The organism is Spirulina sp. LEGE 11439 (genome assembly GCF_059821285.1).
Map to the genome: position 1 here is coordinate 12,891 of NZ_JCAMRX010000017.1, position 22,836 is coordinate 35,726.

Genomic DNA, 22,836 nt, shown 5'->3' on the forward strand with positions numbered 1-22,836 from the left:
TGAGAGACAGGATGAAACGCGAAATCTCGGCATGGAATCAGAAACACCCTCAAATCCAACCTCTCAAACTCTAAATTTCTGGCAAATTTGGAATTTAACCTTTGGCTTTTTTGGCACGCAATTTGGTTGGGCTTTACAAATGAGCAATACCAGTGCCATTTATGAATATTTGGGGGCAGATCCCGAACAAATTCCCATTCTTTGGTTAGCGGGACCGATTACGGGGTTAATCGTACAACCCATTATTGGCTATTGCAGCGATCGCGCGCAAACGCCTTTCGGTCGCCGCAAACCTTTTTTCCTCACCGGAGCGCTTTTGAGTTCCTTGGCTTTGATTTTAATGCCTAATTCGGGGAATTTGTGGATGGCGGCGGGGATGCTGTGGATTCTCGATACTTCTTTTAATAGTACGGTGGAACCGCTACGGGCATTTATCGGCGATCGCATCACCGGAAAACAGCGTACTCGCGGGTTTACCATGCAAGCCTTTTTTATTGGTTTAGGGGCAGTTGCTGGGGCATTAGCACCGTGGATTTTCAGTCATCTCGGTTTGATCGAAGATACTTCAGAAAATGCAACGATTCCTTTAAGCGTTAAGTTCTCTTTTTATCTCGGGGCATTCGTTTATTTGAGTTGTGTATTGTGGACGGCTATGAGTACGAAAAATGAGTCTTTAGAGGAGGATCGAAGCCAAGAAGAACATCAAGAAACAGGGGTGAAAGGCTTTATTCATAATATTATCCAGATGCCAGAAACCATGCGCCAATTAGCCGTGGTGCAGTTTTTTACTTGGGTGGGCATGTTTTGCGTCTTTTTATATTTACCACCGGCGATCGCGAGGCAAATTTTCGGTGCAACCGACCAAACTTCTCCACTCTATACCCAAGGGATTGAATGGGCGGGAATTTTTATTGCAGTTTACAATGCAGTTTGTTTGATCGCGTCGTTATTTTTAGCGCGTTTTGCCCGTTTGACCAGTCGCAAATTCGTTCATGCTTTTTGTTTATTGTGTGGAGGAATAGGATTAATTGCTTTATTTTGGATTCGCGATCGCTATTTGATTTTCTTCTGTGCGATGGCGTTGGGCTTGGCATGGTCTAGCATTCTTTCCATGCCTTATTCTATCCTTGCAGATGCCCTGCCTACGGAAAAAATGGGCAGTTATATCGGCATCTTTAATGTGTTTATTGTCGTGCCGCAAATTTGCGTAGCATTGGGTTTGGGTTGGGTGATGTCTACCTTTTTACATTCCAATCATTTATTGGCTGTGGTCTTTGGCGGTTTCTTTTTAATTATTGCCGCTTTATTCGTGCCAAGGGTCACAGATATGGTCGAAAATGAGCCGAGCTTGAGAGAAGAAGAAATATTGCGATCGGATGTCGAAAAAGAAACTGCGATCCCGACTCCTTAAATGCGATGCGATCGGTTATCAACTCAAAGCAATATGCTCATATTCATATTTAAGTATCGCCATGACGATCGCATCAATAGGTTTTCCTTGCCACCACAAAGCCTGTCTTCGTCTCCCTTCCACTTGAAAACCCAGTTTTTCATAAACGTGTTTTGCCCTAGGATTGAAAGCATATACTTCAAGTTCAATACGATTGAGTTCGAGGGTCAAAAATGCGTGTTTGAGAATAAGTTGTATCGCTTCAGTCCCGAAACCACAATTTCGATTTCGTGCTTCCCAAATTGCAATACGAAAGTTTGCCGATCGATTGCGCGAGTCGATGTCATTGAGAGCAATCTCACCAATAATTTTATCGTTAACAATAATTGCATAATCAAGGCGATATCTAGCATTTTTAATTTTCTCACAATGCTGTTTTACATCATCCAGTGTAAAAGTATCCTGTGTTCCTGTTAAACGCATTGATTCCTCGTCCGACAAAGAAAGAAACATGGTTTCTGCATCATCGATTCCGAGAGGACGGAGCATTACACGAATACCATGAAGAATAGGTTTGCGTTTATTGATTTTCAAGCAATTTTCTCCTTTCCATAATCCTAATAACTTCAAGATAGAATTGAATATTACTACACTTTTTTACAATTACATTTTACCCTAAAAGTAACGCATCATCCGCTAAGTTTTCTTGTTGTTGTTGATGAAATAGATCGAGTAAATCTCCTACAGTTAAACCCGATCGCGCTTTATCTTGAATATCAAAAATAATCCGTCCTTCGTGTAGCATGAGAGTGCGAGTTCCTAATTCTAATGCCTGTGCCATGCTATGAGTCACCATAAGCGTTGTTAGGCCTTTTTCTTCGACAATTTGACGGGTTAATTGGAGAATATAAGCCGCCGTTTTTGGGTCGAGTGCGGCGGTATGTTCGTCAAGTAAGAGTATTTGGTGAGAAGATAAAGTAGAAGCGAGCAAACTCACAGCTTGACGCTGACCTCCCGATAATAATCCCATGCGATCGCGCAATCTTTTCTCTAAACCCAGTCCCAAACTCGCCAATCTTTCCCGAAACATTTCTCGCAAGCGACGATTTAAAGCCGGTTGCAAGTACCTTCCCTTCCCGCGACGGTAAGCTAAGGCTAAATTCTCTTCTACGGTTAGATCGGGACAACTCCCCGCTAAGGGGTTTTGAAATACTCTGGCAACCCATTGCGATCGCTTTGCGGTTTGCCAGCGAGTCACATCGCGATCGGCAATCTTCACCATTCCTCGTTGAGGAATAATATCCCCACTCAACACATTTAATAATGTCGATTTTCCAGCCCCATTACTGCCGATAACTGTAACAAATTGACCTTCTGGAATCGTTAAATTAATTTCTTTTAATGCTATCGTCTCCAAGGGAGTATCAGGATTAAATTTAACTTGAATGCTTTCTACTTTAATCATAATTATTTATTATTTCGGAAGTTTAAATAAATTTTTCTTGGGTAAAGATTTAGGAAAAATTAGAGCGAGTCCTACTAAAATTGCGGTGACTAAATTCAAATCTTGAGCTTGAAAACCAAGGAAATCAGCATTCAAGGCAAAGGCAACAGCAATGCGATAAGCGATCGCACCTAAAATTGTCCCCAATGTTGCCCATTGTACGCTACGATTGGCAATCAATCGCTCGCCAATAATGACAGCAGCCAAACCAAAAATAATCGTACCGACTCCCATTGAAATATCAGCAAAACCATACAATTGAGCAAATAAAGCCCCGGCAAAAGCAACCAAAGCGTTACTCATCGCCATCCCTAAAAGAATCATGCGATCGGTATAAATTCCTTGAGCTTTTGCCATCGTTGAATTAGCTCCCGTTGCTCGCATTGCTAAACCCAATTCCGAATTGAGAAAATAATCGAGACAAAATTTAATCAATAATACCAAAATCAATAAAATAATAGGGGTTGTAATCCAACTCGGCCAAAAATTTAAGAGTTTTTCCCACGGCACGATCGCGGTAGACTGTCCCAATAAGGAAACATTGGGTTTACCCATAATGCGTAAATTAATCGAATAAAGTGCGATCGCTGTTAAAATGCTGGCGAGAAGGTGCAAAATCTTAAACTGTACATTGAGAAATGCTGTAATTAAACCTGCGATTCCTCCCGCACAAATTGCCAGTCCTGTCGCCAAATAAGGATCGATCCCATTCGCAATTAAAGTAGCCGCAACGGCACCTCCTAACGGAAAACTCCCATCAACTGTTAGATCGGGAAAATCTAAGACGCGAAATGATAAATATACGCCAATTCCCACTAAAGCGTAGAGTAAACCCAATTCAATTGCACCGAAAAAAGCAATTATACTCATCTAAATTTAATCAAGAAATGCTTAATCAGTTTTTCTAAAGTCTTTGATGCAGGTTGAGAAATTCAACCTGCATTTTTATTATCTCATTCAATCGTTTTCTCAGCCCTAGATTTTACGCTTTCAGGAATTTCCACTCCCATTGCTTCTGCTGCTTTGAGATTGATAAATAATTGCAATTTCTCGACAGATTGCACGGCAATTTCACCGGGATTTTTGCCTTCCAGCACTTCAAGAACAATTTTTCCCGTTTGTCTGCCAACATCATAATAGTTGAAACTCAGTGATGCGATCGCACCGCGTTCAACGGAATCTGTATCTCCGGCATAAAGCGGAATTTTATTCTCGGTTGCGACTTGAATTGCTGCCTCTAAAGCCGATACGATCGTATTATCCGTGGGAACATAAATGACATCAGCTTTCCCGATCAAACTTTGCGCTGCTGTTGCTACATTACTTGATTGTGCGGCAGTAGCTTCAATAACTTCTAAATTGCGAGATTCTGCTTCTTTCTTTAACAATTCAACCAAGCTAACAGAATTAGCTTCCCCGGCGTTATAAAGTACGCCAATGCGCTTAGCTTCTGGTGTGATTTCTTTGATTAAATCCAATTGTTCGCCAATTGGAGAAAGATCGGTGACTCCTGTTACTAATCCTCCCGGTTTTTCCATTGTTTCTACTAATTTTGCACCCACCGGATCCGTAACTGCAGTGAAAATAACGGGGATATCTTCGGATGCAGAAACGGCAGCTTGCGCGGAAGGAGTCGCGATCGCAACAATAACATCGGGACTATCGCCAACAAATTTACTGGCAATTTGTGCGGCGGTGCTGGCATTTCCTTGGGCGCTTTCCCACTGCCATTTTAAGCTCTCTCCTTCTTTTAATCCTGCTTCTTCTAATTCGTCTTTAACTCCTTCTCGGGTTGCATCGAGAGCAGGATGTTCGACAATTTGGGTAATGGCAATAAATTTTTCGCCGGTTTTATCTTCTGAGGTTGACGTATCCGTATTTTCTGAGGATTGTCCGCATCCTAACAATGCTGCTGCTAAAAGTGCGGTAATAAAGGCAGATTTTAAAGGGATTTTCACGGTAATTTCGTTCCTTTTTTCGCGAAAAGGTAAAAAGCGATCGCTTCTCAAGTCAGCGATCTAAATTTATATTACTCTAGTTTTCGCGATCGAGAAATTTCAAGACTATCTCGCTCAGCATTTTTTAGGAACTCCTCTCGAGGGATCGCATATTGCCTGCCGCGATCGCGATACTTTTCCGGATTTGCCTCTATTATTTTCTCATAGTGCATTCCTACTTTTTCAGCAACGTGCCAAGAAGCCGGATTATTTTCGCTAACACAGGCAATAATTTTATTCAGTTTTAGCTCTTGAAAAGCATAATTTAAGAGTGAAAAGGTGGCTTCTGTTCCATAACCTTGTCTCCAATATTTTGATAATAATGTATAGTAACATTCTGCTTTATGGTGGTTTAATAGATTTAATCCGCAAGAACCGATATAGCGATCGCTTTCTTTAAGACAAATTGCTAAGACAAACATGGGATTATCAGATTGATAAGACTCGATAACAAACTCGAATAGCTGTTTTGCTCCTATCTCAGTTTTTTGTTCTGGAGAAAAAGCTAAATATCGAGTTGCTTTTTCGTCCTGCATAAATTCGAGATAGTCTGGATAATCTTTTAAATAACAAGGGCGTAAAATTAACCGTATTGTTTCTAAACGATCGGGAAGTTTCATTATGGAAAAAATTAATAATCTTATTTACAGGGTAATTTATATAATTATTGTACTATAAATTTAATCATAACAAAGCTCTCTTAAAATTTTGTAATGCTTGAACATCTCATGCAATGCTTTCAAAATGCCAAAGCGATCGCGCAACTAACCTGTTTTAGTTTATTGTTTGGAATTGCTGCAAATCCTGCGATCGCAGTTTCCCAAAACCCCGATCGAATTAATAGAGAAGAATTTTCTTCTTTTGCGATCGCTCAATTACAGTCTGAAGATGCGATAACATGGTATAGAGAAGGCTTAGAATTATTCGGAGAGCGGCAATACCAACAGGCTTTAATGACCTTCGATCGCGCCATCCAACTCAATCCTAATTTTACCGATGCGTGGCTGCAACGCGGCTTTATATTCTGGATTCTCAAACGCTATGATGAGGCATTTCAATCCTACGATCGCGCTGCCCAAATTCAGCCCAATTCTTCATTTATTTGGTTTAATCGCGGTATTATTTTAAACGACGGAGGGCGATTTCAAGAAGCGATCGTTTCTTACAATCGCGCCTTAGAAGTTAATGAAGATTGGCGAGGCATGAATCCGACAGAAGTTTGGTTGAGTTTGGGTCAATCTTTTGGGCTTTTAAAGCAATTTGCAGAGTCATTTCAAGCCTACGATCGCGCAACACAAATTCAATCTTATCACTCGGGAGCATGGTACGGTCGAGGTAAAGCATTAATTGCATTAGGACGCGATCGCGAAGGATTGGCTTCTATCGATCGCGCACTGCAAGGAAATGATAATTATTGGGGAGATAGCAGTGCTGTGAATGCTTGGATCGATCGAGGAATTGTGTTAGAAAATTTAGGACGAAATATCGAGGCGATTGGTTCTTATTATCAGGCATTACAACTCGATCCCGATAATCTTTTTGCTCGCGATCGCTTACAGAATTTAGAGAAAAAACTGCGTAGCTTTACTCCAGAATCGCGTTAAATCTTTGTTTAATGATGTTTGATTTTCTCTAAAATATCTTGAATTTCTCTCTCGAATTCTTGAGAATCGGATAATTGTAAATCTTTGAGAAGAATATTAATTGGAGTTTGAGTTGTGGGAAAACGAAAAAAAGCAGCGATCGCCACTTTTCTTGCGTGCCAAGACAAGGGGAATTGCTGTAAAGATACTTGACCTGTTTTGGGAATAATTCCTAGCGATCGCTCTCTCCCGCCGCTTTTAAGTTGCAGATCGTAGATGAAAATTTCTTCTATATTTTGCCATGCGATCGCTCCAACTTGAGAAAATAAAGTATTGTCCCAAATTCCGGTTTCATCTAAAATCAAAGCAGGTTTATTTCTATTTTTCAATAAATAAATCCAATGCTGAACCGTTAAATAACCAAAATAAGAAGCCAGCAAAATTCCGAACGCATAATCTAAGAATCTGGGATCGGCATGCTCTAAAGATACTCCAATTAACCCGAAAAAGAATAAAGTCGTCAAAGCAGTAATCAAAGAAGCGATCGCAATTCTCATTTGATTGGGATAAATTATTAATTTTTCTTGCTCTTTCTTGACAAAATCCATTTTCCTCTTTTTTTATAAGACTTCTAGAACTGATTTTGGCGATAACTTATCTTTAAACCAAATAACTTTTGCGGGAACATTTTCCATTTTAATTCCTGATTTTTCCAAATTTAAACGCTCGGAAATGGCTAAAATTAAATTATCGACATCCGATTGACGAACTTGAGAAAATTTCTTGCGTAAATACTCCGGTCGCCAATAGCCAACAATTTCTAAAATATAATCTTTTCCCTCGGGATGGACTAAACGAAAATCAGGAATCATGACACTGCCCGGAATAGGAATTAGATTCACTTCTCGCTCTAAAACCCACTCAGTTTTTGTTTTTTCCCATCGTTTGGCAAAAGATTCTTCAATCATACTATCGTAGGGCTTCCCCGGAGCATAATGAGTCACTAAATTACAGCGATCGTCTAAGGCAAAAACCCCCTTCTTTTTTGCTCCCGTATAGAAATCTTTATGCTCTAAAACTGCTTTTAAGCTCCATTTTGTCACGTGAAGTAAGGCTGGTAGCATCTTAGCAAAAGCTAATCCATAACGCGTGCTAGACTTAAATAAACTGGTGGGGCCGTCGAGAGTAATGGTAAATCCATGTTCTACATCTCCTTCGATATAAAACATGAGTTGAAATAGCTTTAGATAGCGAAATAAGAGTTTATACTCTCCCGGAACATTACGATGAGCATTTAAAGTTACTTCACTCGCACGATAAAAAATCCCTTGCACTTGCGACAAATTATAACGATGAATTAAGCTATCGGGGGCAGGAGTTTCAAATTCAGTTAGAATACGATTTTCTTGCAAATCTGCATAGAGTCCTTTTTGAATTTCGGCGGGTAAAACTTCTCGATTGAGTTCTTGCGATAAAATACTCGCCAAAGATTCTAAACTCGGATTGCGATTGTTGGGAAGGGGAGGAGTTGCCACCGCATGAGAAAATACACGTTGCCGTAATAATTGTGGCTCGAGGGGACTGACAATTTCAAAAGTTGAAAAACTATTTCTCAGGAGATGAGCCAGTCCCCGTTTTACGCGATAATCAGGACTATCTCCTTCTAAGTCGCGAAGTTGGTGATCGAGGTTTCCTTGGGTTTTACCCAGACAATTTTGAAAGCATTCAATTTGCTCGGCTGCCAAGCCGATCGCTTTTGCATCGAGAGTCAGGCGTTTAGGGGCGATCGCTTCGCCATTCATGCGATAACTGAGAAGGTCGCTCGGTAACATTGCTAACCGATCGCTAAAACAAAATAAGGTATGAATTATAAACTATGATACCCCTTGAGGTTCGCGATCGCGAATAAATTTAAAGCAGAAATTTCACCAATAATAGAACGATAATGATGAATTATCCTAGCGAGCGATTATTAGAAGCACAATTAGAACAATATCGAGATTGGTACGAACAAGGCCGAGAACTGCACGATCGCGGTTATTATGAGGAATCTTTAACCTATTATGAAAAAGCGCTAGAATACCATGCCGATAACTATGAAATATGGTATCATCGCGGCAGAGTTTTAGAGAAAATGCGCCGCTATGGGGAATCCTTAGAAAGCTATTATCAAGCATCAACCATAAATCCCTATCATTATTGGTCTTGGTATGATATGGGATGTATTGCTTTAGAAGAATTGCAACAATACGAACGAGCGATCGCTTATTTTCAGCACGCCTTAACGATAAAAAAAGAAGATTATTGGAGTTATTATAAACAAGGAGAAGCATGGCGAAAAAGCAAACATTATGAAGATGCGATCGCTTGTTTTAAACAAGCCTTGACTCTCCGCTCCGATGATTTTTGGTCAATTTATCGGCAAGGTGATGTTTATCGAGAAATGGGAAATTTAGAGCAAGCATTATTATTTTATGAACGTGCCTTAAAACTTAAACCTAATGATTGTTGGTCTTGGTATCAACGCGGAAATATTTTGCAAAAGCAAGGTTCTTTATTCTCGGCAATTTTGAGTTATAATCATGCTTTAGAATTGGATTTTGAGAACGATCTCCTGTGGTACGAACAGGCAATTTGTTATACTTTATTGGACGATCTGAACGGAACGCTCAGAACCTTAGAACAAGCCATTATGTTGAGACCAGATAAATATATACCTTTGGCTGAATCCAAAATTATTTTTACCAAAATGAGAAACAATGAAGAATTTAACATTATTATTGCAAAGTTCAAACAAATGCTTTGAATTAAACCAAAAGAGATTACAAAAAAAGCAGGTTGAGTAAATGCAAAAAACTTAATCTATGCCAACCGCAACCAGATCGTAAACGCAGTACCGGGGCAAGAATTTGGATCGCGCGTTTGTGAATTATCTGAGACTTCAAGTTTCCCGTGCATTTCTGCGATTAAACCTTGCACGATCGCCAAACCTAACCCCGTCCCTTCAATTTCGCCTTCTGCCTGTATCCCTCGATAGTGACGCTCAAAAATACGCTCGCGATCGCCGGTTGGAATGCCATATCCTGTATCGCGAATGACAACGCCTTGCAGGAGTCCATTTTCATGCTCCAATCCGGCTTCCACGCTGACTCGACCCCCAGAAGGCGTATATTTAAGGGCATTATCGAGTACATTATTGAATACTTCTTGCAGGGCATTGGCATCAGCTTGAATGGGCAGCAAATCCTCTGGAATTTCTGTCTGGAATTCTAAACCGCGATCGCCAGCGATCGCGGCGGCCGATTGCAACAGGGGACTTAAAATATCTGCAATCGCTAAATCTTCAATATTTAAGCGAGCTTCGGGTAAAAGAGAGAGAGGAGAAACAGAACTTTCCGCCGACAATAATTTCTGTGTTGCTGGAGGCTCTAGAGTTACAGCATCTTGACCCATTTCGTCCAGATAAACGTCAAATTGCTTGAGCATGGCTTGCAGGCGATCGCTTTCTCGCAGCAAATTTTCGACCGCGGTGCGATTGCGATCCTCTGGTAAGAGTCGCTTCAGCAGTAACTTACCAAAAGTTCGCAATGCCGTCAGAGGGTTGCGAAATTGGTGTAAGAGATCGTCAAAGCGATCGCGTTGTGCGGCGATCCGGCGTTGTTGTTGTAAGAGTTGTTCCTTTGACCAAACCTGCTGGCGATCGAGAAAGCGAGCGATCGCTAAAGTTTGGACGATATGTTCGATTTGCGTTAATTCTCCTGCTTCCCATTCGCGATCGTTCCGCCGTGCCACTAATACCCCCAAAACTTCCCCTTCGTAAAGCAGAGGTAACATCAGTTGCCGCTTTCCCCACAGATCGTTTACCGAACTTCCCGTTTCCACAAACTCGGCTTCTGGGTTAAGATCGGCAATTTGATTGTTGGTGTCACCTAGCGATCGCTGAGATTGAGGCAAACAAAGCGGTAAGGAAAGATCGGGTTGTTGCCATTCAGCCCTCAAACCGTCAGATTGTTTTTCAGAATAACGAACAATGCTTGCTTCGGGGTAAACGACCACTGGAAGCAAATTGGGATTCACTCCTTCTACCCATTTTTCCGTTAAATAAACCGCACACCAAGCTGCACCGAGTCCTTGGACTAAGACATAAACCTGAGCTTGACACAGGGCAATAAATTCAGAACTCGGGCGAATGAACATGACAATCTCAATCACAATAAGCGATCTCTCTCGGAAGATAAGGTCTAGTCTCTTATTTCCCTTGCACCAACTCCCTCTAGCTTTATCGTTGTCTCCAACTCTGCTGTAGCATCAAGCGCGATCGCAGAGAATGCCGAATCAATACCGAGAGAACCTCTTGTTAATTTTATTAAAAAATGATAAGATTTAGGACAAATAAAGAATAATTTTCTCATTTTCGCAATTGTATTGGATTTCATCTTACTTGCAATTAAGATGAGTATGCTTGAGATAAGAATTTCTTGTGACTGCATTCATCCAAACTTATTATTTTGGCAAAACCCCTTGATTTTTTGAAAAAAAGCAGATATACTGGCGACGGTTTTGTAGCTAGGATTACAGATCGAGTATACAAGACTGAGAACCCAAATCAAGTCTTAAAACTTAAGTTCGAGAAGAGGAGGTAGACAGAATTGGCCAGAAAACGCAAGCGTAAAAGTCGCCGTCGTCAAGAGGGGCGTAAGATTTTAGAGCTAGTGCCGCAATTTAACCTCGAAAGTGGCGAGGATAAACCCGTTACTGCAGCCCGCAAATATATCTCTGCTAGAAGCATTGTTCCACCTGCATTATTAATTGTAAAGCGGAATGAGCATACTACAGATCGTTATTTTTGGGCGGAAAAAGGGTTATTTGGTGCTCAATATGTAGAAGAAAATCACTTTCTCTTCCCCAGCTTGAGAAGCATTGCTCCCCAAGTTACGCAAAAGAAACAAGTCAAACCCTCTCTGGCTCTGGCAAGCCATTAGCAGGTTATTCGCAAGATAAATCCCTAAAGCTAAATGCTTAAAACTAGATTTCCAATCTAAGCTCAATCATTTAAGCTCAATCTTAGCTTGAAATTGTAGCCTAACACGATCTAGCTCTCAAGAGCAGTACGTTACAATGCAATCTTACCTTACCACAATTCGGTAAAGTAAGATTGCATTTGTCTGGCCGGCCTTTTTTCGAGTCTATGAAAATTACTCAATGTTTGCATACCGCCCTACTCGTTGCCGATCTCGATCGCGCTCAACATTTTTACGGGACGCTTTTGAGCCTTCCTCTTGTGGAAAGAGAGTTAAGATTTCCGGGAGCGTGGTATCAAGTCGGAGATTATCAAATTCATTTAATTGTCAACGCAGAATTTCCGGGGTCTATCTATAATCGCGACAAATGGGGACGAAATGCCCATATTGCCTTTAATGTCGATCGTTTAGACGAACTCGAGCAAAGATTACAAGCTGAAAACTGGCCAATGCAAAAGAGTTCATCCGGTCGTGCAGCGATTTTTATACAAGATCCCGATGGTAATGTAATTGAAGTCAACCAATTGTAGGGAAAGTGCAACAAGAGAGAAATAAGTGAGAATTGTTGCTTATATTTACGCCGATCCCACCATCGAAGCAGTTCCCGAAACCAATATTTGGGGGGCGGAAGTCGATCGCGTGTATCGAGATTTAGGCGATCGCGCTCAATTGCAACAATTCTGGCAAGATTGTCAAAAAAATCCCCCTAATTATCTTCTCTTGCGTCGCTTGGATGAGTTGGGAGAGACCCTCGCAACCATCGTACAGTTCGTCGTGCAACTCGAGGAAACGGGAATTAAAATTATTGCGACGGAACAGAATTATCAGACCCCCGAGCCAAAAGATAGAGACTCATCTCGCGATCGCCTTTCTTGTATCTTGGCAGAAGTGCAGTGCGAAGGTAATAGTCGGCGCATTCGTCAAGGCCATGCCCGCAACCGCATCAAAGCCATACCTCCTCCCGGTAAAGCGGCTTATGGATATCGACGGGGAAAAGACCGTTACATCTTAGATCGTTCCACAGCTCCCGTGGTGAAAGATTTTTTCGAGAATTATCTACTTTACAGTTCCCTGCGAGGTTCAGTCCGCTATCTAGAAAAGAAATACGGCAAAAAAATTTCTGTGACCACCGGTCGCCGTTGGTTGACCCATCCCATTTATCGCGGTGATACCCAATATCATAACGGAGATATTATTCCCAATACCCATGTTGCAATTTTATCCCGCGAGGAAGCCGCACAAATCGATCGCTTATTGCGGCGAAACAGTCGCTTACCCCCTCGGACTGCCAGTGCGCCGCGTTCTTTGGCGGGTTTGGCAATCTGCGGCGAATGTAACGCTCACTATACAATTACCCGCGTTACTGCTCGCAGAAATATTAAGGAATATTTGTATTTGCGCCCTGTAAATTGTCCTCAAAAACATCGATGTAAAGCCATTCCTTATGGCGATGTTTTAGAAAAAACGATTGCCCAAATCTGTCAACAATTACCTCGAGGGATTTCTGGTTTAAATATACCCGATAAACTCAATCCCAAAAACGCGATCGCGGCAGAAATGGCGAGCAGAGAAGCAATTTTGCAGCAGATCCCCGATTTACAAGCGCAAGGGATTCTCGATCGCGACACAGCCGCTCTCCGCAGTTATAAATTGCGAGCAGAATTAGCTCGACTGCAACAAACTCTTGCCCAACTTCCTCCCGATAATTTAAAACCAATCGCGCAAGAAATTTCCTTGCCTCAATTTTGGTGGGATTTATCAGAATCCGAGCGTCGCTTTTATTTTCGCGAATTTATCCACCAGATTACAATTATCCGCGATCGCGAGCAACAATGGCAGCTCGAATTAGTTTTTATTTTTTCGTAAAACGGCTATTTTTCGAGAAACTACAAGTGACTCGAGCGAGATCGTCTTCTTGGCGAATGTCGCAAATGAGTTCGGCACGATCGCGATCGTTTTCAAGGGTTGCATTAGAGCGAGGACCGAGCCATTGAGCGACCAGTTTAAATTGATATCCCGATGCTGTTTCAGACCATTGAGATTCAATGTCCCACAGGGAACTTTCAGAAAGAGAATTGAGTTGTTCTAAAACTTGTTTCTGAAGCTTAGGTAGAAAATTTTTGCGATCGCTGTCTTGCAACCATTTCTGCATTTCCATCCAAGGACGATCGTTAATTTTTCGTTCCAGTAAAGGTCGTATTCCTTCCAGAATTAACCGACTTCGCTGCTGAGATGGAGAAGAAAAATCCAAGCCCACAATAAACTGACTCTCGCTAAAATCTTCAACGAGAAGGCTAGGATATTGTTGCAGCCAATAGTTGCACAGGAAATAAAACTGCACCCAACAAGCGAGCAAAATTTGTATTTCTAATAAAATAAAAATTCCTTGTCCTTTATTCGGATCGGGAAACTTAAACTCTAGATTGCGACTAATAAAACTTGCAAAAGCGGCAATAATCGCAGAGAGAGGAAACCAGAAAAGAATTAGAATTTGCGGCTCGATCTTGAACAATCCCCAGAAGAATAAACAAATTGATGCGGCCACAATCCAAGGAGTAGATTGCCAGCGATTTTCAATTCCCAGCCATGCAATACTAATAATTAAGAGCAAATAACCGATAATTGCGATAACTTCTCCGATAAATCCTCTCGCGATCGCGGACATCAACGCAGAAAATAAACTCAAGCGAAATAAAGTTTGCCAACAATAAGCGCGAGGCGGTTGGAAAGTTAGCCAAACTTTTTTAAAAAGCTCTTTCATCTTATTCCATATCTATTTAAAAAGATAATTAGTAAGGCAATGATACTATTACTGAAAAGATTTGCTTGAAAAATTGTCAAGAAAGTGTTAGGATTTACCTCAAGAATTGCTGTATTAATTCGATTAATTAAAGGTAAAGATTCAGATTGAGATTGCTCGTGTTTCTCGGAAAAAATTCGCAAAATTGCTTGGAAAATTTGTAACGCTCTAAATTCCACAAAAACAACTAACGAAAACATCATAGTCAGGACAATAGTTAGTACAGGATAAACAGTAGTCCAACGATTAAGATCATTAAAATTATTGAAGAAAATAATACTAATGAGATGTAATTTCTCGCTTTCCGGTGCGAGAGCTTGAAAAATAAAAAAGATCAGCCATAAGGCGATCGTTGATAACAGATTAATCGAAATGGAGAATTCTATACTTTGTTTGCGAGTTAACCTTAACTTTTGTCGCAGAACGATTGCTTCAATCGCAATACTGATACAGAGCGTAAGAACCTGTAAAATAATGAGAGGAAGCGGTAAAATAGTCAGAGACATCTCAGAGAACAAAGGATCGATCGGTAATTATGCGGATTAGATCCGTCATGATTTGGGTTTGCAGATTGTTGATTTCATCTCTTCGATTCTAGAGAAGAAACGAAATTTTTATGAAGGTTTTACAGTAATTGCTCGCATCAAAGGCAAAAAGCGTTAGCCTGAATAAGACCCCCATGCACGATAAAGCTATGGCAGTTTTTCAGAAACGACCCGCGATCGAAAAATCCGCAGAAGAGGGTACCCGCGCTCGAATTTTACAAGCCGCACAACGCTTGTTTGCCCGTAAAGGTTATGATGGCACGACGACTCGAGATTTAGCATCGGCGGCAAATGTAGCAGAAGGAACGTTATTTCGTCATTTTGCCAATAAAAAGGCAATTTTAGTCGAAGTAGCGACACGAGGATGGGTAGAAATTCTCACGGACTTGCTGACAGAATTGAGTGAAATGGGGAGTTACAAAGCGGTCGCGCAGGTTATGCGAAGGCGAATGCTGCGAATGCGGGAAAGTCACGATCTGATGCGAGTCTGTTTTATGGAGGCACAATTTCATCCCGAGCTGCGCGATCGCATTCAGTCGGAGATTATCGATAAAATGACAGATGTAGCCGAAGCCTTTTTTGAGACGGCAATGGAACGGGGAATTTACCGCAAGATGAATCCTAAAATTGTCGCTCAAGTGTTTTTGGGCATGTTTGCAGTAGCGGGATTTTCCGACCAAACCATTATCGATCCCGAGGCTTCCCCAGAATCGATGAAAGAGATGGCCGAAGGCATTGCCGATATTTTTTTGCAGGGGGTACTCGCAAAAGAAGGATAATGCGTTTGTTAAGGGTTTAATGCACTTTCAAAGACGGCGAGATCGACGGCACCTTTGAAGGATTCACCGTTAAAGGCAAAAAAGGGCGTTCCTTGAATTAAGAGCGATCGCGCCAGTTGGATATCTGCAGCGATCGCATCTCGGGCGTTAGAACTTTGGCGATCGCGATCGAATTGTTCTAAATCTAAATCATAATTTTCAGCAAGTTCTTGATATAACTCTTCCCCTAAGTCTTCTTGATTGGCAAACAAACCATCATAATATTCCCAGAATTTGCCTTGTTGCTGGGCAGCATAAGCCGCTAAGGCCGCCTCTGGTGCTTGAGGATGAATGCCCAAAGGAAGATTTTTGTAAACGAGAGTCACGCGATCGCCGTATTGTTCCACAAATTCTTTAACGGTTTCACTGGCCAAAGAGCAAAATGGGCATTGAAAGTCGGAGAACATAAAGAGAACGTTTTCTGAGTCTTTTGCTCCTCGGGTCGGAGACTCACCCATAAAGGCTTGCGGATTCACCTTCATTTGCTGTAAAACAGCTTCTTGAACGGCTTTTTGTTGTTGCTGTTGTTGATGTTGATAACTTTGTACCGACTCGACAATGACTTCGGGATGATTGCGAATAATATTTAAAACCTGCTCTTCTAGTCGGTTAGTATTGTCCGCACGAGCAGGCAACGCGTAACCGACCAAACCTAAACACCACCAGCAGATGAGTAAGAACGGAATAAATTTCTTGATTTTGTTGAGCATAATCCTAAAGCGCAATAAAATACTGTTGAATTCAAAATGTTTCTTTTAAACCTTACCCTTACCCCTTTTAAGAGTCAAAGTTTCCCTCTCTCGACTGATAACGAACTCCTCTCTCTCCTCTTAGTTAGGAGAGTCAATCAATACTCAATAACCAACAACCAATAACCAAATAATGAAAAGTCTCTGGAATCAAACAGAAGCCGATCGCTACCCCACCGACCTCGAACAACGCGTTTACACCTCTCAACTCTTGGGACGCGATCCTGCCCTCGTCCTACACGGTGGTGGTAATACTTCTGTGAAAATTCGGGAAACGAATATTGTTGGCGAGGAAGAAGATATTCTTTATGTAAAAGGAAGTGGCTGGGATTTAGCCACGATTGAAAAAGAGGGGTTCTCCCCAGTTCGTATCGCCCATCTCCTCAAATTGGCGCAATTAGAGACTCTCAGCGACCCTCAGATGGTGAATGAGCTAAAAACGCAAATGACCTGTTCTAGCGCTCCTTCTCCTTCAGTGGAGACGATTCTCCACGCCACCCTACCCTATAAATATGTCGATCACACCCATGCCGATGCCATAGTGACGATTACCAATACTCCAGGTGGACTGGCACGCATTCGGGAAATTTATGGCGATCGCATGGTTGTAATCCCTTATGTGATGCCCGGATTCGATCTTGCTCGCCTCTGTGCGGAAAAATTCGCCGCCGAAGCAGGAGAAAATACCGTCGGTATGGTGTTAATGAATCACGGTATCTTTTCTTTTGGTGAGACGGCGCGAGAGTCCTATGAAAAGATGATTGAGTTGGTGAGTTTAGCAGAAGATTATCTAGAAAAACAAGGAGCAACAGCTTTTCCCACTCCTCTCAAAATAGAAGAGAAGTCCTTGCGAGTCCCTTTGGCCGAACTGCGCTCTAAGCTCTCGAAAGCAGCAGGATTTCCCGCGATCGTAGCGACACACTGCAACCCAAAAACCCTCTCTTTTGCCAAACGAGAAGATATTGCCGAAATTTCCCAACAAGGTCCCGCGACTCCCGATCACGTCATTCGTACCAAGCGCATTCCCTTGATTGGGCGAAATTTAGATACTTATGTTGAAGATTACAAAACCTATTTTTGCGCTCATGAGACCGAGGGGATGACCATGCTCGATCCCGTGCCTCGGGTGATTTTAGATGCAGAATTTGGCATGTGCGCTGTCGGAAAAAATGCGAAAAGTGCTGCGATCGTTGCGGACATCTATTATCACACAATTGATATCATTCAATCTGCAACAGCGTTAGAACGCTATCAAGCCTTACCCGCTCAAGATATTTTTGCTGTGGAATATTGGGACTTAGAACAGGCAAAATTACGCAAAGGCGGCCAGCCTCCCGAGTTTACTGGAGAAATTGCCCTAGTAACGGGAGCCGCTTCAGGAATTGGCAAGGCTTGTGTAGAATCATTGCTAAAACGAGGGGCTGCGGTTGTTGGTTTGGATATTAATCCTAACATTGAAGAACTCTATTCTCGTCCTGATTTTATGGGCATTCAATGCGATGTTACAGAAGAAGAAAATATTACGAAAGTGATGGAAAAAATAGTTCGCAAGTTTGGCGGTTTGGATATTTTAATTCTCAATGCAGGAATTTTTCCAGCAAGTCGTCCGATCGCTGAATTAAGTGGGTCAGAATGGCGAAAAGTAATGGGGATTAATCTTGACGCGAATCTGATTTTGTTGCGAGAATGCCATCCATTTTTGAAACTTGCACCGCAAGGGGGACGAGTGGTGATTATTGGCTCGAAAAACGTTCCAGCACCCGGTCCGGGTGCTGCGGCTTATTCGGCTTCTAAAGCAGCACTCAACCAACTGATGCGAGTAGCAGCGTTAGAATGGGGGCAGGATAACATCCGTCTCAATTCTCTCCATCCTAATGCGGTTTTTGATACGGGAATTTGGACGCAAGACGTGTTAGAAAAACGTGCCGAACATTATGGGATTACCGTAGAGGAATACAAAACCAATAATGTCTTAAAAGTTGAGGTAAACAGTCACGCTGTCGCCGAGTTAGCTGCCGAAATGTGTGGGTCTTTATTTACTTGCACCACGGCGGCTCAAATTCCCGTTGATGGCGGGAACGAACGGGTCATTTAACGATTTTGTGAGATTGCATTCCGATTTACAAGTGCATTACTTTGAGAAAAGCGCTTGTAAATTCGTGCGATCGTGTCGTTTTGGTACAACTTCGAAACATAGGTCTGAATCAATTGAGAATTAACTGGAGGACAAACAATTCCCGTTCCTCGCAATCTCGTTAATGTATTCTGGCAATCAATAACTTGTGTGCTGAACAAGGTCGTTTCTAGATAAGTTAAATTATCTTCTCCTGTTTTCGCCAAAAGAGAGGCAAGAGGACTCAAGACGTTATCGCGGGAAACTTGAGGATGTTGCAGTTTTTTTAACCATTGCGGATAAGACATTTCGTTAATGCGATATCCCATTTCTCGTAAAGTTGCTACAAAGCGATCGCAAGAAAGAGGGTGCGGATTGCTGAAATGAAACACTTTGTTGAGAGAGTCGGACTGTCCGGATAAATGAACGATCGCTTTACTGACATAATCGACAGGAATCATACTAATAGGACGATCGAGCAAGGGGGCACTGCCAAGTTGAATTGTCCCAGTAATAAAACGACACAACAGATCGTCAGGGTTCGCAACTCCCGTTTGACTGTGACCAGAAATCATGGGCAAGCGATAAATACTAGCGGGAATACCTCGCTCTCGTGCGGTTAATAACAATTGTTCGGCGACCCATTTACTTTGGGCGTACCCATTGGCTAGTTGTTCGGGATACACCACAGATTCTTCTTCGTACAATACTTCTCGTTGAGAATAGTGAGGAGAGAGAAAGACATCAAAGGTAGAAATAAAATGAATGGGAGTTACTCGTCCTTGACTGGCGAGGCGTAAGACTTCCCGAGTCCCTAAGACATTGGGTTTGCGTAAAACTGAGTAAGGATAAATGAGATTAATAAATGCCCCACAGTGATAAATTAAATCGGTGGTTTGAGCTAATTCCCGAAATTCTTGACTTGCCATGCCAAACATGGGTTTTGTCAAATCGCCAACTACAGGAATGAGACGAGAATCCCAAGTTTGATTCCAGAGTAAATAACGCTTGAGATTTTGCTGAAGTCTATATTTTCCTTCCTCTAATTTTGTTGCCCTAACCAAACAATAGATTTTGGCATCAGTTTGTTTTAAAAGTTCTTGAAGGAAGAATGCGCCTAAAAAACCCGTTACTCCCGTCAGAAAAATGTGCTCGGGTTCGGCTACGGGTTCGAGAAAAATCGTGGCCGGATAAATCGTGGAATCAAGGACTGTATCTTGATGAATATCGATCGCAAAGGCTTTGTCAACGGTTAAGGGGTGATTGTTTGATTTTTGCCGAGAGGCTAGGGCATTAGCCAATCCTGAAATTGTCGGGTCTTGCAAAAATTCCATGAGGGCAATTTCCACTTGAAATTCTGCTTCAATCTGAGACAGTAACTGCACGGTTAATAATGAGTGACCGCCCAATTCAGTGAAACTATCATTGATGCCAATTTCCTCGATCGTTAAAAGTTGCGCCCATATTTCGGCGAGCTTCTTTTCGATCGCGGTTTCCGGGGTAGCAAAAGTTTTATCGAGGAGAGGGCGAGTGCTTTGGGGTTCGGGGAGCGATCGGCGATCGATTTTACCGTTCGGAGTCAGGGGAAGAGAATTTAATGGCATGAATATTGAGGGAATCATATAACTAGGAAGTTTTGTTTGCAGAAACTCTCGTAGCTGGGGAATAAGATTCTGTTTTGCGGTGGCGCGACTGGGATTGTTAGCGTATTCTCGTAAAGGTTTAATCTCGATTTTCCGTTCTGGCAGAGGGCTGATATGGTCTCGTCTCAGTACGACATCGTAACACCCTTCTTTCTGTGCATCCGACCAATTGATATCAATCTGATAGTCAAGCAAAACGCCCAATTTCCACCAAGTTTCTGGATGAACTTGGATATTTTGACGCTCGGCGACTAATTTAGCCCGCAGTCCCCCGACAGTTTCTGGGAGGTTGCTTTGATGCAGGAGTTTAGCTCCTTGTAAGTCGGAGGTGATGCGAATATTGGGAATATTTTCAATTTTGATCAGTTCAGGCTGATTTTGCTTTAACCAATGCAACATGGCTGAAACCGACCAATTTTGTTGTTGCCAGTCAAAGTAAATGGGAGAACCAGCGATCGCAGTTTCCCGAGGCTCGATATTTAGGATGACATCGGAGCGAAACACGACTAACTCGTTTTGAGCCAGCCCTTCTTTGAGCAGAGTTTGCACGAAGGCAATTTGAGGAAAATATGATTTCAGGGCTAAAAAGAAGTCTGGATGGAGAACTAACTCCCCATCTTGTTCAATTTGCTCTTGGATGCGCTGTTTTAGTTGAAGAGTGGAGAGAGAGGCGGGGGCGCGGTTGAGTTGTACGGAGGTATGAAAGGCTTCGAGAAGGGGTAAACTACGAATGTCGCCAATAAAAATGTGTCCCCCAGGTTTGACTAGAGGCAGAATGTTTTCAATGACTCGCACTAAATAATCGAGGTTGGGAAAATACTGAATCACTGAATTCAGAACAATGGTATCGAAGGAGGCGGGTTCGAATCTCTCTAATTGGTCTGCTGCTCCCGGTTTGACAGTGACATGAGACCAATCTCCTGCAAGTTTTTCGAGTTGTCGCCCAATATGAGCGATCGCATCGGGGGATAAATCCGTACCTACATAGCGATCGCAGTGGGGGGCAATTTGAAAGAGAAGCATTCCTTTGCCACAGCCAATTTCTAACAAATTTTGGGGCTTGAGATGAAGAATGCGAGCAACTGAGCGATCGACCCATTCTCGGACTTCTTCTTCGGGCATGGGCAAGCCGGTATAACTATTATGCCAACCGCTATAGTCAAAGAGGGGATCCCCAGTCGTATTGCGATAGGCAAAGCTCCAAAGTTCTTGCCATTTTTCGACTTGTTGGCTATGAAGCGTGTGGGTCGATTTTTCTGTATTCGCTACGACATAGGCAATTAAACTCTGTGTTCCCGATACATCTTCTTTGGTAATGACTGCTGCTTCTTTGATACCCGAGTATTGAGCGATCGCATTTTCAATGTCCCCGAGTTCGATGCGATGACCGCGAATTTTCACTTGCTGGTCGGCACGACCGATAAATTCTAAATTGCCATCAGAATTATAGCGAGCGAGATCGCCAGTTTTGTAGAGTTTTGCTTTGGGATTGCGACTAAAAGGATCGCCAACAAAACGCTCTCGATTGAGTTCTGGACGATTGAGATAGCCTCGTGCTAAACCATCGCCACCAATATAAAGTTCTCCTATTTTTCCCGAAGGAACAGTTTGCAGGTGGTTACCGAGCGGTGTCGAGACACTATTGTTTGTAACCTGTTCTAGTAAGTAAATTTGCGTATTGGCAATGGGATGACCGAGAGGAACGCCTTCTTCTTCGGGTTTGACGCGATGGATAGTAGACCAAACTGTCGTTTCTGTCGGCCCGTACATATGCCAGAGTTCTCCACCGCCTTCAAGGAGAAGATTGGCGAGCGATCGCGGAGTTGCTTCTCCTCCACAGAGCATTTTAAGATTTTTGTTTCCCCGCCAGCCTGCATTTAAAAGCATTCGCCACGTTGAGGGAGTCGCTTGCAGGACGGTAATTTTTTCGCGATCGAGAATTTGTATGAGACGCTGGGGATTTGTCGCAACTTGACGATTGACCAAGCAAATTTTTGCGCCGACAATTAGGGGCAAATAAAGCTCGGGAACAGACATATCAAAGGCAATCGTGGTAACACCAAGCCAGATATCATCTTGAGTTATTCCGGGTTCGCGACTTAGGGAAATTAACAGGTTAGCCAAACCTCGATGCTCGATTTGTACCCCTTTGGGTTTACCTGTCGAGCCAGAGGTATAAATGATATAAGCCAAATGGTGGGGCTGAAGGACAATATTGAGATTACTCGTTTCTTGCTGACAAATTTCTCGCCAATTTGTGTCAATACAAATTGTTTGTATTTGTGGGAGTTTTGACAAGTTCTCGACTATATGTTTTTGAGTCACTAACACCGAGACTTGTGAATCTTGGAGGGCAAAAGCAATTCGCTCTGATGGATAACTTGGATCGAGAGGAACGTAAACCCCTCCTGTTTTGAGAATTCCCAACAGAATGACAAACATTTCTGGCGATCGCTCGACACAAACCCCCACTAACACTTCATTACTTACACCGAAAGTTTGAAGATATCGTGCAAATTGATTGGAACGCTCATTTAATTCTCGGTAGGTCAACACTCGATCGTTAAATTCGATAGCAATGCGATCGGGTGTTTCTACGACTTGTGTTTCAATGAGTTGGCACACACACCGAGTAATCGTTTTCATGATTGACAACAGCCCCAAAAATTTAAG

Annotated in this window: 21 protein-coding genes; 8 read left to right on the plus strand and 13 right to left on the minus strand. The window is 42.3% G+C overall.

Annotation, left to right across the window (positions count from 1 at the left end; translation table 11 throughout):
* Positions 1-31 precede the first annotated feature (31 nt).
* Positions 32-1,411, plus strand: a complete 1,380-nt coding sequence (locus tag AC6RV6_RS13405; protein ID WP_500241357.1) for an MFS transporter — start codon at positions 32-34, stop codon at positions 1,409-1,411.
* An 18-nt stretch (positions 1,412-1,429) separates the two neighbouring features.
* Here the strand turns inward: AC6RV6_RS13405 and AC6RV6_RS13410 are convergent, their stop codons facing one another.
* From AC6RV6_RS13410 to AC6RV6_RS13430, 5 genes are all read right to left on the minus strand, one after another.
* Positions 1,430-1,984 (minus strand): GNAT family N-acetyltransferase, encoded by a 555-nt coding sequence (locus AC6RV6_RS13410; RefSeq protein ID WP_500241358.1) that lies wholly within the window; start codon positions 1,982-1,984, stop codon positions 1,430-1,432.
* Positions 1,985-2,060: 76 nt separating this feature from the next.
* Entirely contained in the window at positions 2,061-2,855 is a 795-nt protein-coding gene (locus tag AC6RV6_RS13415) for an ABC transporter ATP-binding protein (RefSeq protein ID WP_500241359.1), read from the minus strand.
* 9 nt (positions 2,856-2,864) lie between these two features.
* On the minus strand, positions 2,865-3,764 hold the full coding sequence (locus AC6RV6_RS13420) for an ABC transporter permease (protein WP_500241360.1): 900 nt from the start codon (positions 3,762-3,764) through the stop codon (positions 2,865-2,867).
* A gap of 83 nt (positions 3,765-3,847) precedes the next feature.
* Positions 3,848-4,852: an ABC transporter substrate-binding protein gene (locus tag AC6RV6_RS13425; protein WP_500241361.1), complete on the minus strand. Its 1,005-nt coding sequence runs from the start codon at positions 4,850-4,852 to the stop codon at positions 3,848-3,850.
* Between the two features lie 71 nt (positions 4,853-4,923).
* Complete coding sequence (locus AC6RV6_RS13430) at positions 4,924-5,511, minus strand: GNAT family N-acetyltransferase (protein WP_500241362.1); 588 nt, start codon at positions 5,509-5,511, stop codon at positions 4,924-4,926.
* Between the two features lie 93 nt (positions 5,512-5,604).
* On the opposite strand from AC6RV6_RS13430, the gene AC6RV6_RS13435 reads away from it, so the two are divergent.
* Positions 5,605-6,495, plus strand: a complete 891-nt coding sequence (locus AC6RV6_RS13435; RefSeq protein ID WP_500241363.1) for a tetratricopeptide repeat protein — start codon at positions 5,605-5,607, stop codon at positions 6,493-6,495.
* 8 nt (positions 6,496-6,503) lie between these two features.
* Here AC6RV6_RS13435 and AC6RV6_RS13440 read toward each other — a convergent pair whose 3' ends face one another.
* Positions 6,504-7,082, minus strand: coding sequence for an STM3941 family protein (locus tag AC6RV6_RS13440; RefSeq protein ID WP_500241364.1), 579 nt, complete (start codon positions 7,080-7,082; stop codon positions 6,504-6,506).
* Between the two features lie 12 nt (positions 7,083-7,094).
* Positions 7,095-8,306 carry a DUF790 family protein gene (locus tag AC6RV6_RS13445; RefSeq protein ID WP_500241365.1) on the minus strand — a complete coding sequence of 404 codons (1,212 nt, stop codon included), beginning with the start codon at positions 8,304-8,306 and terminating at the stop codon, positions 7,095-7,097.
* 113 nt (positions 8,307-8,419) lie between these two features.
* On the opposite strand from AC6RV6_RS13445, the gene AC6RV6_RS13450 reads away from it, so the two are divergent.
* Positions 8,420-9,280, plus strand: a complete 861-nt coding sequence (locus AC6RV6_RS13450) for a tetratricopeptide repeat protein (RefSeq protein ID WP_500241366.1) — start codon at positions 8,420-8,422, stop codon at positions 9,278-9,280.
* 56 nt (positions 9,281-9,336) lie between these two features.
* Here the strand turns inward: AC6RV6_RS13450 and AC6RV6_RS13455 are convergent, their stop codons facing one another.
* Together AC6RV6_RS13455 and AC6RV6_RS13460 are read right to left on the minus strand one after the other, a co-directional pair.
* Complete coding sequence (locus AC6RV6_RS13455; RefSeq protein ID WP_500241367.1) at positions 9,337-10,671, minus strand: GAF domain-containing sensor histidine kinase; 1,335 nt, start codon at positions 10,669-10,671, stop codon at positions 9,337-9,339.
* Positions 10,672-10,715: 44 nt separating this feature from the next.
* Entirely contained in the window at positions 10,716-10,964 is a 249-nt protein-coding gene (locus AC6RV6_RS13460; protein WP_500241368.1) for a hypothetical protein, read from the minus strand.
* 159 nt (positions 10,965-11,123) lie between these two features.
* Between AC6RV6_RS13460 and AC6RV6_RS13465 the strand changes: the two genes are divergently transcribed.
* The 3 genes from AC6RV6_RS13465 to AC6RV6_RS13475 all read left to right on the plus strand — a co-directional run bounded on the left by AC6RV6_RS13465 (position 11,124) and on the right by AC6RV6_RS13475 (position 13,361).
* Positions 11,124-11,456 (plus strand): DUF3155 domain-containing protein, encoded by a 333-nt coding sequence (locus AC6RV6_RS13465; RefSeq protein ID WP_500241369.1) that lies wholly within the window; start codon positions 11,124-11,126, stop codon positions 11,454-11,456.
* A 206-nt stretch (positions 11,457-11,662) separates the two neighbouring features.
* Positions 11,663-12,025, plus strand: coding sequence for a VOC family protein (locus tag AC6RV6_RS13470; RefSeq protein WP_500241370.1), 363 nt, complete (start codon positions 11,663-11,665; stop codon positions 12,023-12,025).
* Between the two features lie 25 nt (positions 12,026-12,050).
* A complete protein-coding gene (locus tag AC6RV6_RS13475; RefSeq protein ID WP_500241371.1) occupies positions 12,051-13,361 on the plus strand; it encodes a recombinase family protein in 1,311 nt (436 codons plus the stop codon).
* On the opposite strand, the gene AC6RV6_RS13480 is transcribed toward AC6RV6_RS13475, so the two are convergent.
* Both AC6RV6_RS13480 and fraC read right to left on the minus strand, forming a co-directional pair.
* The gene (locus AC6RV6_RS13480; RefSeq protein WP_500241372.1) at positions 13,348-14,256 is read right to left on the minus strand and encodes a DUF5357 family protein; all 909 of its coding nucleotides are present in this window, start codon (positions 14,254-14,256) and stop codon (positions 13,348-13,350) included. The two genes, AC6RV6_RS13475 and AC6RV6_RS13480, sit on opposite strands and share 14 nt — an antisense overlap.
* Positions 14,253-14,801: a filament integrity protein FraC gene (gene fraC / locus AC6RV6_RS13485; RefSeq protein ID WP_500241373.1), complete on the minus strand. Its 549-nt coding sequence runs from the start codon at positions 14,799-14,801 to the stop codon at positions 14,253-14,255. The genes AC6RV6_RS13480 and fraC overlap by 4 nt, the downstream gene beginning before the upstream one ends.
* Before the next feature lie 188 nt (positions 14,802-14,989).
* Between fraC and AC6RV6_RS13490 the strand changes: the two genes are divergently transcribed.
* The gene (locus AC6RV6_RS13490) at positions 14,990-15,619 is read left to right on the plus strand and encodes a TetR/AcrR family transcriptional regulator (RefSeq protein WP_500241432.1); all 630 of its coding nucleotides are present in this window, start codon (positions 14,990-14,992) and stop codon (positions 15,617-15,619) included.
* Positions 15,620-15,627: 8 nt separating this feature from the next.
* On the opposite strand, the gene AC6RV6_RS13495 is transcribed toward AC6RV6_RS13490, so the two are convergent.
* Positions 15,628-16,368: a DsbA family protein gene (locus AC6RV6_RS13495; RefSeq protein WP_500241374.1), complete on the minus strand. Its 741-nt coding sequence runs from the start codon at positions 16,366-16,368 to the stop codon at positions 15,628-15,630.
* A gap of 172 nt (positions 16,369-16,540) precedes the next feature.
* Here AC6RV6_RS13495 and AC6RV6_RS13500 point away from each other — a divergent pair, with 172 nt between their 5' ends.
* Positions 16,541-18,502: a bifunctional aldolase/short-chain dehydrogenase gene (locus tag AC6RV6_RS13500; protein WP_500241375.1), complete on the plus strand. Its 1,962-nt coding sequence runs from the start codon at positions 16,541-16,543 to the stop codon at positions 18,500-18,502.
* On the opposite strand, the gene AC6RV6_RS13505 is transcribed toward AC6RV6_RS13500, so the two are convergent.
* Complete coding sequence (locus AC6RV6_RS13505; RefSeq protein WP_500241376.1) at positions 18,499-22,809, minus strand: amino acid adenylation domain-containing protein; 4,311 nt, start codon at positions 22,807-22,809, stop codon at positions 18,499-18,501. The genes AC6RV6_RS13500 and AC6RV6_RS13505 overlap by 4 nt on opposite strands.
* Between the last annotated feature and the right edge of the window lie 27 nt (positions 22,810-22,836).

Excerpts from the sequence above, each read along its gene's own strand:
- AC6RV6_RS13445 (WP_500241365.1), bottom strand. The coding sequence starts at position 8,306 with ATGTTACCGAGCGACCTTCTCAGTTATCGCATGAATGGCGAAGCGATC.
- AC6RV6_RS13460 (WP_500241368.1), bottom strand. The coding sequence starts at position 10,964 with ATGCAGTCACAAGAAATTCTTATCTCAAGCATACTCATCTTAATTGCA.
- AC6RV6_RS13505 (WP_500241376.1), bottom strand. The coding sequence starts at position 22,809 with ATGAAAACGATTACTCGGTGTGTGTGCCAACTCATTGAAACACAAGTC.
- AC6RV6_RS13450 (WP_500241366.1), top strand. The coding sequence starts at position 8,420 with ATGATGAATTATCCTAGCGAGCGATTATTAGAAGCACAATTAGAACAA.
- AC6RV6_RS13470 (WP_500241370.1), top strand. The coding sequence starts at position 11,663 with ATGAAAATTACTCAATGTTTGCATACCGCCCTACTCGTTGCCGATCTC.
- AC6RV6_RS13435 (WP_500241363.1), top strand. The coding sequence starts at position 5,605 with ATGCTTGAACATCTCATGCAATGCTTTCAAAATGCCAAAGCGATCGCG.
- AC6RV6_RS13415 (WP_500241359.1), bottom strand. The coding sequence starts at position 2,855 with ATGATTAAAGTAGAAAGCATTCAAGTTAAATTTAATCCTGATACTCCC.
- AC6RV6_RS13440 (WP_500241364.1), bottom strand. The coding sequence starts at position 7,082 with ATGGATTTTGTCAAGAAAGAGCAAGAAAAATTAATAATTTATCCCAAT.
- AC6RV6_RS13490 (WP_500241432.1), top strand. The coding sequence starts at position 14,990 with ATGGCAGTTTTTCAGAAACGACCCGCGATCGAAAAATCCGCAGAAGAG.
- AC6RV6_RS13500 (WP_500241375.1), top strand. The coding sequence starts at position 16,541 with ATGAAAAGTCTCTGGAATCAAACAGAAGCCGATCGCTACCCCACCGAC.
- fraC (WP_500241373.1), bottom strand. The coding sequence starts at position 14,801 with ATGTCTCTGACTATTTTACCGCTTCCTCTCATTATTTTACAGGTTCTT.
- AC6RV6_RS13405 (WP_500241357.1), top strand. The coding sequence starts at position 32 with ATGGAATCAGAAACACCCTCAAATCCAACCTCTCAAACTCTAAATTTC.
- AC6RV6_RS13430 (WP_500241362.1), bottom strand. The coding sequence starts at position 5,511 with ATGAAACTTCCCGATCGTTTAGAAACAATACGGTTAATTTTACGCCCT.
- AC6RV6_RS13455 (WP_500241367.1), bottom strand. The coding sequence starts at position 10,671 with ATGTTCATTCGCCCGAGTTCTGAATTTATTGCCCTGTGTCAAGCTCAG.
- AC6RV6_RS13480 (WP_500241372.1), bottom strand. The coding sequence starts at position 14,256 with ATGAAAGAGCTTTTTAAAAAAGTTTGGCTAACTTTCCAACCGCCTCGC.
- AC6RV6_RS13495 (WP_500241374.1), bottom strand. The coding sequence starts at position 16,368 with ATGCTCAACAAAATCAAGAAATTTATTCCGTTCTTACTCATCTGCTGG.
- AC6RV6_RS13420 (WP_500241360.1), bottom strand. The coding sequence starts at position 3,764 with ATGAGTATAATTGCTTTTTTCGGTGCAATTGAATTGGGTTTACTCTAC.